This window comes from Amycolatopsis kentuckyensis (assembly GCF_002155975.1).
In the GTDB taxonomy this organism is placed as follows: Bacteria; Actinomycetota; Actinomycetes; order Mycobacteriales; family Pseudonocardiaceae; genus Amycolatopsis; species Amycolatopsis kentuckyensis.
The window spans coordinates 18,343-30,371 of sequence record NZ_MUMI01000051.1 but is presented as its reverse complement, the minus strand read 5'-3'; the positions used below and the strand labels follow the sequence as shown (position 1 = coordinate 30,371).

General features: G+C 72.6%; 11 protein-coding genes. 5 read left to right on the top strand and 6 right to left on the bottom strand.

Annotated features, from left to right (window positions below; translation table 11 throughout):
• Positions 1–861, bottom strand: an 861-nt coding sequence (locus tag CCN39_RS05395; protein WP_086838947.1) for a Rossmann-fold NAD(P)-binding domain-containing protein, incomplete at its 3' end; no start/stop codon positions are given.
• 71 nt (positions 862–932) lie between these two features.
• On the opposite strand from CCN39_RS05395, the gene CCN39_RS05390 reads away from it, so the two are divergent.
• Together CCN39_RS05390 and CCN39_RS05385 are read left to right on the top strand one after the other, a co-directional pair.
• Positions 933–1,838, top strand: coding sequence for a LysR family transcriptional regulator (locus CCN39_RS05390; protein ID WP_208630147.1), 906 nt, complete (start codon positions 933–935; stop codon positions 1,836–1,838).
• A 79-nt stretch (positions 1,839–1,917) separates the two neighbouring features.
• Positions 1,918–2,772: a sigma-70 family RNA polymerase sigma factor gene (locus CCN39_RS05385; RefSeq protein WP_086838943.1), complete on the top strand. Its 855-nt coding sequence runs from the start codon at positions 1,918–1,920 to the stop codon at positions 2,770–2,772.
• On the opposite strand, the gene CCN39_RS05380 is transcribed toward CCN39_RS05385, so the two are convergent.
• Together CCN39_RS05380 and CCN39_RS05375 are read right to left on the bottom strand one after the other, a co-directional pair.
• The gene (locus CCN39_RS05380; protein WP_086838941.1) at positions 2,769–3,395 is read right to left on the bottom strand and encodes a (2Fe-2S)-binding protein; all 627 of its coding nucleotides are present in this window, start codon (positions 3,393–3,395) and stop codon (positions 2,769–2,771) included. The two genes, CCN39_RS05385 and CCN39_RS05380, sit on opposite strands and share 4 nt — an antisense overlap.
• Before the next feature lie 18 nt (positions 3,396–3,413).
• Positions 3,414–4,262 (bottom strand): putative RNA methyltransferase, encoded by an 849-nt coding sequence (locus tag CCN39_RS05375; RefSeq protein WP_341867696.1) that lies wholly within the window; start codon positions 4,260–4,262, stop codon positions 3,414–3,416.
• Between the two features lie 173 nt (positions 4,263–4,435).
• Here CCN39_RS05375 and CCN39_RS05370 point away from each other — a divergent pair, with 173 nt between their 5' ends.
• Genes CCN39_RS05370 through CCN39_RS05360 form a run of 3 tightly spaced genes read left to right on the top strand, consistent with a single transcriptional unit; the run spans position 4,436 to position 8,479 of the window.
• Positions 4,436–5,824 (top strand): ammonium transporter, encoded by a 1,389-nt coding sequence (locus CCN39_RS05370; RefSeq protein WP_167454983.1) that lies wholly within the window; start codon positions 4,436–4,438, stop codon positions 5,822–5,824.
• Entirely contained in the window at positions 5,821–6,159 is a 339-nt protein-coding gene (locus tag CCN39_RS05365) for a P-II family nitrogen regulator (RefSeq protein ID WP_013223833.1), read from the top strand. The genes CCN39_RS05370 and CCN39_RS05365 overlap by 4 nt, the downstream gene beginning before the upstream one ends.
• 10 nt (positions 6,160–6,169) lie before the next feature.
• Positions 6,170–8,479: a [protein-PII] uridylyltransferase gene (locus CCN39_RS05360; RefSeq protein WP_086838935.1), complete on the top strand. Its 2,310-nt coding sequence runs from the start codon at positions 6,170–6,172 to the stop codon at positions 8,477–8,479.
• 229 nt (positions 8,480–8,708) lie between these two features.
• On the opposite strand, the gene CCN39_RS05355 is transcribed toward CCN39_RS05360, so the two are convergent.
• The 3 genes from CCN39_RS05355 to CCN39_RS05345 all read right to left on the bottom strand — a co-directional run bounded on the left by CCN39_RS05355 (position 8,709) and on the right by CCN39_RS05345 (position 11,968).
• Positions 8,709–10,013, bottom strand: a complete 1,305-nt coding sequence (locus CCN39_RS05355) for a GGDEF domain-containing protein (RefSeq protein ID WP_086838933.1) — start codon at positions 10,011–10,013, stop codon at positions 8,709–8,711.
• 591 nt (positions 10,014–10,604) lie between these two features.
• Complete coding sequence (locus CCN39_RS05350) at positions 10,605–11,357, bottom strand: glucose 1-dehydrogenase (protein ID WP_086838931.1); 753 nt, start codon at positions 11,355–11,357, stop codon at positions 10,605–10,607.
• Between the two features lie 23 nt (positions 11,358–11,380).
• Complete coding sequence (locus CCN39_RS05345; RefSeq protein WP_086838929.1) at positions 11,381–11,968, bottom strand: TetR/AcrR family transcriptional regulator; 588 nt, start codon at positions 11,966–11,968, stop codon at positions 11,381–11,383.
• Positions 11,969–12,029: the final 61 nt, after the last annotated feature.

Genomic DNA, 12,029 nt, shown 5'->3' with positions numbered 1-12,029 from the left:
GGATCCGGAGGGCAACGAGTTCTGCGTGCTGTGAACCGGGCTCCCGCTCCGCCACGGCAGCACCCGCCCGAACCGCACCAGCTCGCCGTAGGTCGCCGGATCCACCTCGGCGAACACCTGGTCCAGCACCGCCCGCGCCGCCTCGTCAGGCGTCCGGGCCTGGCTGAAGTCGCTGAACCACGGCCGCGACGCGCGCGTGTCCACCAGGCCCGGGCAGACCGCCGCCACCAGAGTTCCGTCGGCGAGGTCGCGGTCCCGGCGCTCGGCCGCCACCGCGCGCACCGCCGCGACCTGGGCCACCTTCGACGGCACGTTGATCCACTCCGGCCAGCCCGCCGCCGGCGCCGTGCCGTCGTGGATCGCCGCGCGCCAGTCCTCGACCGCCTTCTCCACCTCGTCCAGCGAGACGCCGTCGAAGCGCGGCCGCAGCGGTTCGGGCAGGTGGCCCAGGGTGCCCAGCGAGCTGGCCACGACGAGCAGCCGCCCGCCCGGCCGCAGGACCGGCCCGAACGACCGCAGCACCGCGTGGGTGCCGCCGTTCGCGACGTCGAGGAAGACGTCCGCCTGCTCGGCCTGCGGGCGGCCCGGGTCGAGCGGGCCGACGGCGTTCGAAATCACGATGTCGGCCGGTACGGCGAAGCGGGCGACGGCAGCGAAGTCGGAGACGTCGAGGACGCGCCCTTCGACCCGGCTGCGCGTCGCCGGATCGGCGGCGACGTCGGCGGCCGCCGCGGCCACCCGGCCGGCGTCGCGGCCGGTCAGCAGGACGAGGTCTTCGGGAGCGAGGCGGGCGGCGAGCCCGCGGACGAGGGCGAAGCCGAGGCCCTGGTTGGCCCCGGTCACCACGGCGATGCGTGTCATACCGGCCACGCTAGGTCCGGCCGGGGCATGCGAAAAGCGAGAATCAGGCAACCCTGGTATGCGTGAACGTCATGGACTTCGGTGACGTCTCCCTGGTCGCCCTGCGCGTGTTCCGCGAGGTCGCCGAACGCGGCACCCTGACGGCGGCCGCGGCGGCGCTCGGCTACACGCAGTCCGCGGTGTCGCGGCAGATCGCGTCCCTCGAACGGGTGGCGCGGACGCCCGTGCTGGAGCGGCGCCCCGACGGCGTCCGCCTCACCGCCGCCGGGGCCGTCGTGCTGCGCCGGGCCATCGCGGTGCTCGGCGAGATCGACGCCGCCGGGCGCGAGCTGGCCGGGCTGCCCGCCGACGCCGGGACGGTTCGCCTGGGCTGGTTCCCCAGCGCGGGCGCGGTGCTGGTGCCCCGCGCCGTCGCCGAACTGCGGCGCACGCACCCCGGCGTCACCGTGGTCACCCGGGAGGGCACGACGCCGGTCCTCGTCCGGGCGCTGCGCGCGGGCACCGTCGATCTGGCCGTGCTCGGCTCGGTCCCGCCGTTCCGCCCGCCGGACGTCGAGACGCCGGCGCTGCGCCTGGAGACGCTCGCCGAGCGCAGCCTCCGCCTCGCCGTGCCCGCGGGCCACCCGCTGGCCGGTGCCGGCCCGGTCGACGTCGCGGACCTGCGGGGGCAGCGCTGGATCGCCGGGCCGCCGTCGGGCGAGGAGACGCTGATGGGGGTCTGGCCGGGGCTCGATGAGCGGCCCGAGATCGCCCACACCGCCCGCGACTGGCTGGCGAAGCTGAACCTGGTCGCCGCCGGCTGCGGGCTGACGACGTTGCCCGCTTCGCTGGCCGAGGCCGTGCCGCCGGGGGTACGGGTGCTGGAGGTCCGCGGCGGGCCGTCCGAGCGGCGGCGAGTGGTGCTGGCGCGCCTCCCGGGGCCGATGCCGGAGCCCGCGGCCCTGCTGGCCGACGTCCTGCGCGCCGCTGCCGGATGACCCAGATCACCTCCATTCCGGTCACATCCGCCCCCGCGGCAGGGTCTACTGCTACGAACGGCGGAAGGAACGGGACACAGTGGACACGCTGACCGAGCGGTTCGAGCGGGAGCGGCCGCGGCTGCGCGCGGTCGCCTACCGGATGCTGGGCTCGGCGGCCGAAGCCGACGACGCCGTCCAGGAGGCCTGGCTGCGGTTCCATCGCACCGACGCCGCCGAGATCGACAACATCCCCGCCTGGCTGACCACCGTGGTCGCCCGGGTCTGCCTGTCCCTGCTGCGCACGCGCCGCAACCACCGCGAGGAGCCCCTCGACGGGCAGCCCGAGCCGGACGACGACCGCCGCGACCCCGGGCAGGAGGCCGAGCTGGCCGACACTGTCGGGCTGGCGCTGCTGGTGGTCCTCGACGCGCTGGGCCCGGCCGAGCGCGTCGCGTTCGTGCTGCACGACATGTTCGCGGTGCCCTTCGACGAGATCGCGCCGGTGATCGGCAAGACCCCGGCCGCCACCCGGCAGCTCGCGAGCCGCGCCCGCCGCCGGGTCAAGGGCGGGACCACGACCGACGCCGACCTGCCCCGGCGCCGCAAGGTCGTCGAAGCCTTCCTGGCGGCCTCCCGCGGCGGCGACTTCGAGGCACTCCTGTCCCTGCTCGACCCGGACGTGGTGCTGCACGCCGACCGGTTCGCCGGCCCGAGCCCGGCGCCGATCGTGCTGCGCGGCGTCGAGAGCGTCCGCCGCGGCGCGATCCTGGCGTCCGAGCGGGCCCGCGCCAGCGAACTCGCCCTGGTCGACGGCGCCCCCGGCCTGCTCATGGTGCGCGAGGGGCGGCTGGCGGTGGTCCTCGCGTTCCAGGTCGACGGCGACCGCATCACCGGCATCGAGGTCATCGCCGACCCGGCGCGGCTCGCCGCGCTCGAGCTGGCGGTGTTCTAGCCCAAGGCGGCGCGAAGGCGTGCTTCGCGCTCTTCGGGCGTCTGACGCGGGCAGCTCACGCACTTGGGGTTGCCGACTTCGTAGATCAGGCAGCACGAAGCACGCCGTACGGCGGGGGTGCGGCCGACGCGTACGAAGCGCGGCTTCGGCAGGCCCAGGCCGATCGCGGCGACCAGGGGCCCGGCGAGGGTCATCGCGCGCTCCGGATCGGGCGTCCACAGCAGCCGGTTGCCGATCGAGTCGGTGGCGATCGCGCCGAGAGCGCGTTCCCGGGCCCCGCTGACGGCGGCGATGGTGCCGATCGCGGTGCCGAGGGCGCCGGCGAGCGCGGCGCCCAGCTCGGGGAGCCCGCCGTCGAGGGGACGGGTGGACCGGGCGCCGAGGAACCGCCCGTCGGCGACGAGGTCGAGCTCCACGGCGTTCAGGGACGGATCGACCGGCGTCCCGGCCAGCAGGCCTTCCACGGCCGGGGCCACGAGGACCGACGACAGCGAGTACCACCAGATCGTCCCGAGCACCTCGGGCCGCGCGCAGCCGTACAGCTTCGCGGCGCCGCCGATGCGGGCCCGCACCCACTCCGCGTCCGCGAGCCGGGTCGCGGGCGCGGTCCAGTCGGGCTTCACCCCTTCACCCTTCCAGACTCAGCGCCGCCGGTAGGTGGAGACCGTGAACGACACCGTCACCACCTGCGGCTCCTGCAGCGCGGCGAGGCGCTCCCGGCGGCCGTCCCGGTCCAGGTGGAACCCGGCGGGACCCATCTCGACCGCCTGGCGCACCTGCCGCGGCGTCAGCTCCACCTCGCGCCGGACCCCGGTGCGGTCCGTGCGGGTGAAGTACTCGCCGAGGGTGGCGTCCAGGCGCTCGTCCTTGCGCTCGTCGACGGCCAGGACCAGGTCGCCCAGCTCGCGGAGGTGGTCCGGGGCGGGCGCGGCGACGACGAGCAGGCCGCCGGGCCGCAGCACGCGGTGGAACTCCGGCCCGTTGCGCGGCGCGAAGACGTTCAGCACCACCGACGCGACGCCGTCGCCGACCGGCCACGGCTCCCACAGGTTCCACACCGCCGCGCCCAGCCGCGGGTGCGCCCGCGCCGCCCGGCGCAGCGCGACCGCCGAGACGTCCAGCGCGAGGCCGAACGCGTCCGAGGCCTCCAGCACCCGCGCGAGGTAGTACCCCGTGCCCGCACCGGCGTCGACGACGAGCCCGCCGGCCTCCGCGCAGACGCGGGCCAGCTCGTCGGCAAGGGGCTCGTAGGCGCCCGACGCGAGGAAGTCCGCGCGGGCCGCGACCATCGGTGCCGTGTCCGCCGTCCCGGCCGGGATTCGCGCGTGCAACAGGTTCACGTAACCCTGCCGCGCTAGATCGAATGAGTGGCGGTTTCCGCAACGCAGCGTGCGTCCCGCTGCGCCGATCGGGTCACCGCACACCGAACACCGCAGGGCCGCGACGACCGGGGGTGGCAGTGGGTCATTCCCGTGGTCGGCCGGTGTCATGGGGATATTCGACCACGACGTTTCGCAACCGGACACCGGAGGAGGGGTCTGGGGAAACCTGGCCGTAACAACCGGGCGCGGACAGTTCACGCGGGCGAAACCTCACGAGCCGCCCCGTGAAACACCGCAAGCCAAAACTGCCAACGCACCAACCCAGGGCACGGGAGGACGATGTGCTGAACGCAGGAGACACCGCATGGGTATTGGCCAGCGCCGCGCTGGTCATGCTCATGACCCCAGGACTGGCGTTCTTCTATGGCGGCATGGTCCGCGCGAAGAGCGTCTTGAACATGCTGATGATGAACTTCATCGCGTTGGCCGTCGTGGGGGTGCTGTGGGCCCTGTACGGCTTCTCGATGTCGTTCGGCGATGACGCCTTCGGCGGCTTCCTCGGCAACTTCCACTTCGCCGGCCTCGAGAACACCTTCGGGAAGCTCGCCGGCTTCGCGGTCGCCGCGACCGACACCTCGCCGGCGGTCGCCTGGCCCGGCTCGGACGGCCTGCCCGTCCTCGCCTTCGTGATGTTCCAGCTGATGTTCGCGATCATCACGCCCGCGCTGATCTCCGGCGCCATCGCCGACCGCGCGAAGTTCTGGGGCTGGACGCTGTTCGTCGTCGTCTGGGTGACGGTCGTGTACTTCCCGGTCGCGCACTGGGTGTTCTCCTTCAACGGCTTCATCGGCGAGAACGCCGTCGGCGGCTGGATCGCGAACAACCTCAAGGCACTCGACTTCGCCGGTGGTACCGCGGTCCACATCAACGCCGGTGCCGCGGGTCTCGCGCTGGCGATCGTGCTCGGCAAGCGCAAGGGCTGGCCGAAGGACACCGGGCGTCCGCACAACGTGCCGTTCGTGCTCCTCGGCGCGTCCCTGCTGTGGTTCGGCTGGTACGGCTTCAACGCCGGTTCGGCGCTGGCCGCCAACGACCTCGCCGCCGTGGCGTTCACCAACACCACCGTCGCCACCGCCGCCGCCGTCCTCGGCTGGCTGCTCATCGAGCAGATCAAGTTCGGCAAGCCGACCACCCTCGGCGCGGCTTCCGGTGCGGTCGCCGGCCTGGTCGCGATCACCCCGGCGTGTGGTTTCGTGAGCCCGCTCGGGGCCATCGCGATCGGCCTCATCGCCGGTGCGGTCTGCGCGCTGGCCATCTCGCTCAAGTTCAAGTTCGGCTTCGACGACTCGCTCGACGTCGTGGGCGTCCACCTGGTCGGCGGCATCGTCGGCACGCTGCTGATCGGCTTCTTCGGCACCACCAGCGTCAACGCGCTCGGTGCGGACGGCCTGTTCTACGGCGGCGGGTTCACCCAGCTGGGTCGTCAGGCGGCGGCCGCCGGTGCGGTGCTCGCGTACTCCTTCGTGCTGTCCTTCATCATCGGCTTCGTGATCAAGAAGGCCGGCGGCTTCCGCGTCAGCACCGAGGACGAGATCAGCGGCATCGACGAGGCCCAGCACGCGGAGAGCGCGTACGACTTCACCGGATCCAGCGGCGGCATCGGCCAGCCGACGACGATCCCGGTCAAGTCCGCCACCGGCACCGCGAAACTCGAGGAGAGCAAGGCATGAAGCTCATCACGGCGATTGTCAAGCCGTTCACGCTCGACGACGTCCGCTCCGCGCTGGAGCAGCTGGGCGTGCTGGGCATGACGGTCAGCGAGGTCCAGGGCTACGGCCGGCAGAAGGGCCACACCGAGGTCTACCGCGGTGCGGAGTACTCGGTGGACTTCGTGGCCAAGCTGAAGGTCGAGGTCGTCACCGACGACACCAACGTGGAGAAGGTCCTCGAGGCCATCACCACGGCCGCGCACACCGGCAAGATCGGTGACGGCAAGGTGTGGGTGACGCCCGTGGAGACCGTCATCCGGGTACGGACCGGCGAGCGCGGCACGGACGCTCTATAAGGCGTCTGGGATGGCCGACGGGGGCGAACTGGTCAAGGCCACCGAGCGCTTGCTCGAGGGCAGGCACGGGAGGCTGGGGGCGTCCGCACTGCGGGCGGCCCTGGTCGACCTCTACGAGTTCTGGCTGAGCAGGGGAGCCTCGGCGGCCGGCGTCGACACCGCGGAACCGGGTGTCGCGCTGGTCGCCGTGGGCGGGCTCGGCCGCCGGGAACTGGTGCCGTTCTCCGATCTCGACCTGCTGCTGGTGCACAACGGCAACAGCGGCGTCGGGGAGATCGCGGACGCGCTCTGGTATCCCTTGTGGGACGCGAAAATCGGGCTCGACCACTCGGTCCGCACACCGGGTGAGGCGCTGAAGGTCGCTTCGGAGGACCTGCGCGTGGCCATGGGCCTGCTCGACGCCCGGCACCTCGCCGGGGACGCCGAGCTGAGCGGCCGCCTGGTCTCCGCGGCGCGGGACCAGTGGCGCCGCACGGCGCGCAAGCAGATCCCGGACATGACGGCGTCGGTCCGGCAGCGCTGGGCCCGCAGCGGCGAAATCGCGCAGTCCGCCGAACCGGACCTCAAGCACGGCCGGGGCGGCCTGCGGGACTTCGCCGTCCTGGAAGCACTGGCCGCGGCGCAGCTCACCGCGCGTCCGGGCGAGGAACTCCTGGAGGCGAAGGGACTCCTGCTCGACGTCCGCACCGAGTTGCGGCGCGAGATCCGGCGCGAACGGGACGTCCTGTCCGCGCCGGAAGCCGAGCTGGTCGCCGCCGAGCTCGGCTTCGGCGACCGGTTCACGTTGGCCCGCAAGCTTTCCGGAGCGGGCCGCACGATCGCGTATGCACTCGACGTCGCCCTCCGGTCCACTGTGGATCCTCCGAAGACGCGCTTCGGACGGCGTCCGGCCCGGACACCGCTGGCCGAAAACGTGGTCCTGCACGGCAACGAGGTGGCGCTGGCCCGCGACGCCGTCCCGGCGAAGGACCCGGCGCTGCTGCTGCGGGTCGCGGCGGCGTCGGCACGCACGGGCAAGCCGATCGCGCTCGGCACGCTGAAGGCACTGGCCGAGTCGGCGCCGGAGCTGCGCACGCCGTGGCCGGCCGAGGCGCTGAACGCCCTGGTCGAGCTGCTGGGCGCGGGGGAGGGCCTGGTCGACGCGGTCGAGTCCCTGGACCGGACGGGCCTGTGGTCCCGGCTGTTCCCGGAGTGGGGCGCGGTCCGCGACCTGCCGCCGCGCTCGCCGGTGCACCAGTGGACGGTCGACCGCCACCTGGTGCGCACGTGCGTCGAGGCGGCCAAGCTGACGACCACGGTGTCCCGCCCGGACCTGCTGCTGATCGGCGCGCTGCTGCACGACATCGGCAAGGGCCGCGACGCCGACCATTCGGAGCTGGGCGCCAAGATCTCGGCCCAGGTCGCGACCCGGCTCGGGCTGTCCACCGCCGACGCGGCAACGGTGTCGGCGATGGTCCGCCACCACCTCCTGCTGCCGCACACGGCAACGCGGCGCGACATCAGCGAGCCGGCCACGGTGGCCAGGGTGGTGAAGACCCTGGACAGCGACCTCGTCCTGGTGGAGTTGCTGCACGCCCTGACCCAGGCCGACTCGCTGGCGACGGGCCCCGGGGTCTGGACGGACTGGAAGGCCCGCCTGCTGGCGGAGCTGGTGTCAGGCTGCGAAGAAGTGTTGCACGGCAAGGGTTTCACGGCCCCCTCGCCGATGGACGACGAACAGCGCGAGCTCGTCGCCTCGGCGGTGGCGTCGGGCACGGGCGAAATCCGGATCAGTTCGCACGGGAAGGTGGTGACGGTCCTCCTGGCGGTCCCGGCCCGGGCGGAGCTGCTGGCCCCGGCGGCGGGCGTGCTGGCGCTGAATTCCCTGGAGGTCCATTCGGCGATCCTGCGCGGCCACGACGGCGGCCGCGCGGGGGTCTTCACGGCGTCCCCGAAGTTCGGTTCCCTGCCGGACGCGACGCTGCTGAGGGAGCAGTTCGCCCGGGCGGTGGCGGGCACGTTGCCCCTGACCCAGCGCCTGGCGGCGAAGGAGCGTGACTACGGTCTGCCGGCTCCCGTCGCCCCGAAGGTGCTGTGGTTCGACGACGAGACGACGGGCCCGGACACGGTGGTCCTGGAACTGCGCGCGGCCGACCGCATCGGCCTGCTGTTCCGCGTGGCGGGAGCGTTGCGCAGGTGCGACGCGGAGGTCCGCTGGGCCAAGGCATCGACGCTGGGCGGCGCGGTGGTGGACTCGTTCGCGGTGACGCCCCGGAGCGGCCGCATCGAACCGGGCTGGCGCCGAGAGGTGGAGCAGGCCGTCCTGAATGCGGCTTCCTGAGTGCGTTGTTCGAAGCCGCGAGCACCCGCGGCTTCGAACAACGCGGTAATTGCTCCGCCGCGTCCGCTCCGGCTGGTCGAGAATGCGTTCTTGCCCGAGTCGCGGAATTCCGGGCATCGGTGCCGCAGCAGTTCCCGGAGCGTCGGCGAGGTGCTCGTCCCGTTCCCTGACCGACCTCGAGCGGCCGGCCGGGGCTCGGTGACCTCTGGCGGCTGGAACCGGCGGCTTCCTAGGCGATCGCCGTGCCGTCGACCACCTGGTTGCGGCCCGCGTCCTTGGCTCGGTAGAGGGCCTTGTCCGCGGCCTGCAGCAGGCGGTCGACGGCCGTTCCGCCGTCCGGGTAGGTGGCGACGCCGATGGAGGCGGACAGGCCGCCGATCGCGCGGATGCCGGTGCCGTCCTCGTACTCGACGCGCAGGGACTCGATCGCCGAGCGGATGCGCTCGGCCACCGCCAGCACCGCCGCCGGCCCGATGTCCGGCAGCAGGACGACGAACTCCTCGCCGCCGAAGCGGCCGACCGAGTCGTAGTCGCGGACCGCGCTCTTGATCGTCGCCGCGACCGCGCGCAGCACGGTGTCGCCGGCCAGGTGGCCGTGCTCGTCGTTGATCAGCTTGAAGTAGTCCAGGTCGATCATCAGCACGCCGAACGTGCTGCGGGTGCTGCGCTGGGCGCGGGCCAGTTCGCGCGAAGCGAGCAGGTGCCACCCGGTCGTGTTGAACAGGCCGGTCTTCTCGTCGGTCGTCGCGGCGATCTCCAGCTGCTTGATCAGCACAGCCCGGTGCAGCACCAGCAGCGGCGGCACGATCGCGACGGCGAGCGCGGGCAGCGTCGCCAGCGTCAACGCCGTGAGCAGGCCCAGGCAGAGCGTCGCGACCTCGAGGAGGTTGTCGCCGAGGCCGCCGAAGAACGCCTTGACCGTGCGCTTGGTGATCGTCAGCGCCGGGAGGATCGTGATCGCCGCGACCAGGAAGTACGTCACCGCGGCCAGCGTGATGGCCGTGACGCCGCGCCAGCCCGCCGTCAGCGCGGAGTACATGTCCGGGACGCCGAGGCGGCCCAGGACGAGTTCGGCGGAGTAGCAGGTGATGACGACCAGCGTCGCGTTCAGCGTCGTCCGGAACGGCGGGACGCGCTTCATCCGCGCGAGGCTGCGCGTTGCCAGGTGCACGTAGAGGACGGCGATCAGCGCGGTGACCAGCGCGGGCGGCAGAAGCAGCACGCCGGCGAACGTCCAGACCGACGTCAGGTTGATGTGCGGGGTGTCGGACACCAGACGTCGGACGCGTTCGATCTTCCGGCCCAGCTCGGCCTGCAGCACACCGAGGCCGGAGAGGACGCCGAGGACGGCCAGGTCCCACCCGCGCACGGGGACGGCGACGGCGGTCCAGCCGGTGGCCACGAGCGCCACGGATTCGACGAGGAAGCAGTAGAAGATCAGCGACCCGCGCTGCCGCCAGAGGGTCCAGTGAGCAGGGTTCAGCACCCCACGGATCCGTCCCGCGCGGGGTTGGGCCGGACGGGCGCCGTCCATACTCAAGGCGGTGCAACTCCCCTGGGTGATCCGACGATCCGCATCCACCCCACCACACCGGGCGGCCGCGATCGATGATTGCCACACGTTCGGAGCAGTGAAGGGAGGCCACCGCCATGCGCAACCGCGAGTCCTGAGGCCCCCGAGTCCCGAAGTCCGCGCGAACCGCCGGAGGGAGGCCGTCATGCGCAACCGCGAGTCCTGAGCAGCTGGGCCCCTCGTCCGCCTGTGCTCGAGAGGAGGGCTGTCGTGCGCAATCGCGAGTCCTGAATCGATGCGATCCCCGTCCGACCGTGCCCCGAAGGGAGAGCCGCCGTGCGCAACCGCGAGTCCTGAGCTGTGTGACCTCCGTTCATCCGCGCTCGAGAGGAGAGCTGTCGTGCGCAACCGCGAGTCCTGAGCCGCCGGGCCCCCGTCCGTCCGCGCGCCGGAAGGAGAAGTGCTGTGCGCAACCGCGAGTCCTGATCCCAGCCGTGCATCCCGTCCGTTTCCGCCCGAGAGAGGAATCGTCACCATGCGCAACCGTGAGTCGTGAATTCGCGCCGGAGGAGGATCCGGCCGACCCGCATCCGCGGGCCCGGGTGGGGCCGCTCAGGCGGTCGCGCCGCCGTCGACCACCAGGTCGTGCCCCACGGTGAACGCGGCTTCGTCCGAAGCCAGCCACAGCACCGCGGCCGCCACTTCGGCGGTGGCACCCACCCGGCCCAGCGGAATCGCGCTCTTCAGCCGCTCGGCGCGATCGGCGTCCGTTTCGCCGGGGCGCCGGGACATGTCCGTGTCGGTCGCGCCTGGGCTGACCGCGTTGATGCGGACACCGTCGGCGATGTGGTCGCGCGCCGCCGTCCTGGTCAGCGCGCTGACCGCGGCCTTCGACGCCGCGTAGGCCGCCATGTTCGGCAGCCGGCCGTGTGCGCCGATGTTCGACGCCATGTTGACGATCGCGCCGCCGCCGTGCGCCCGCATGTGCGCGACCTCGTGCTTCAGGCACAGCCACGTCCCGGTGACGTTCGTGCCCAGCACCGCGCCGAAGTCGTCCTCGCCGAGGTCCGCGGCCGGCGCCGGTGCCCCGAGGATGCCCGCGTTGTTGAACGCGACGTCCAGCCCGCCGTGCCGCGCGACGACCGTCTCCACCATCCGCGCGACATCCGCGGAGTCGGTCACGTCGACGGTCACGGCGCTCGCGTCGCCACCGATCTCCGCCACCGCGGACGCCAGCCGCTGCCCGTCGCGCCCGGCGACGACCACCGTCGCGCCTTCGTCCGCGAACGCCCGCGCCGTCGCCCGGCCGATGCCCGAGCCGCCGCCCGTCACCAGGACGACCTTGCCCGCGAAACGTGCCCCCATCGTGTACCTTCTTTCTGGTCCGATCAGTCTTGAATGAGCAGGCGCAGGGCCTGTGAGACGGCCGCGTCCACCCGGCTCGCCGCGTCGGTGCCCTTGCCCAGGACGCGCAGTCCCTGGAGCACGGTGAGCAGGAAACGCGCCAGCGTCGCCGGGTCGCTGCCGGCGGGGAGTTCGTCCTGGGCCTTCGCGCGTTCCAGCGCCATGGTGAGGGCGACCTCGAGGGTGTCCCAGCTGCGTTCCACCACTCGCGCGACGTCGGGATCGTGGGGGAGCAGCTCGATCGCCGCGTTGACGACGAAGCAGCCCATTCTCGTTTCGTCGCCGAGGATTTCCGCGGTGTAGCCGTCGAACAGCCGGCGCACCGCGGCCACCCCGGAACCCGGCTCCGACAACTGGGACATCACCCGCGCGTCGGTCCGTTCCGCATAGCGCTTCAACGCCGTGACGTACAGGTCGTGCTTCGTGCCGAAGGTGGCGTACAGGCTGGCCTTGGCGACGCCGAGGTGCGTGACGAGGTCGCTGACCGACGTCGCCTCGTACCCCTGGCGCCGGAAGAGCGTGAGCGCGCCGTCGCATGCTTCGCCGACGTCGAACTCCTTGACCCGGGACATGATCGAAACCCTAGCCGCATCGAGAACGCTCGGTCAAATATGTCGCCCGCGGTGTGTCGCG

What these genes read in the sequence shown, in the direction of transcription:
- CCN39_RS05390 (WP_208630147.1), top strand. Translation starts at nt 933, where the DNA reads ATGGACTTCGGTGACGTCTCCCTGGTCGCCCTGCGCGTGTTCCGCGAG.
- CCN39_RS05375 (WP_341867696.1), bottom strand. Translation starts at nt 4,262, where the DNA reads ATGACACCGGCCGACCACGGGAATGACCCACTGCCACCCCCGGTCGTC.
- CCN39_RS05365 (WP_013223833.1), top strand. Translation starts at nt 5,821, where the DNA reads ATGAAGCTCATCACGGCGATTGTCAAGCCGTTCACGCTCGACGACGTC.
- CCN39_RS05360 (WP_086838935.1), top strand. Translation starts at nt 6,170, where the DNA reads ATGGCCGACGGGGGCGAACTGGTCAAGGCCACCGAGCGCTTGCTCGAG.
- CCN39_RS05355 (WP_086838933.1), bottom strand. Translation starts at nt 10,013, where the DNA reads ATGGACGGCGCCCGTCCGGCCCAACCCCGCGCGGGACGGATCCGTGGG.
- CCN39_RS05350 (WP_086838931.1), bottom strand. Translation starts at nt 11,357, where the DNA reads ATGGGGGCACGTTTCGCGGGCAAGGTCGTCCTGGTGACGGGCGGCGGC.
- CCN39_RS05345 (WP_086838929.1), bottom strand. Translation starts at nt 11,968, where the DNA reads ATGTCCCGGGTCAAGGAGTTCGACGTCGGCGAAGCATGCGACGGCGCG.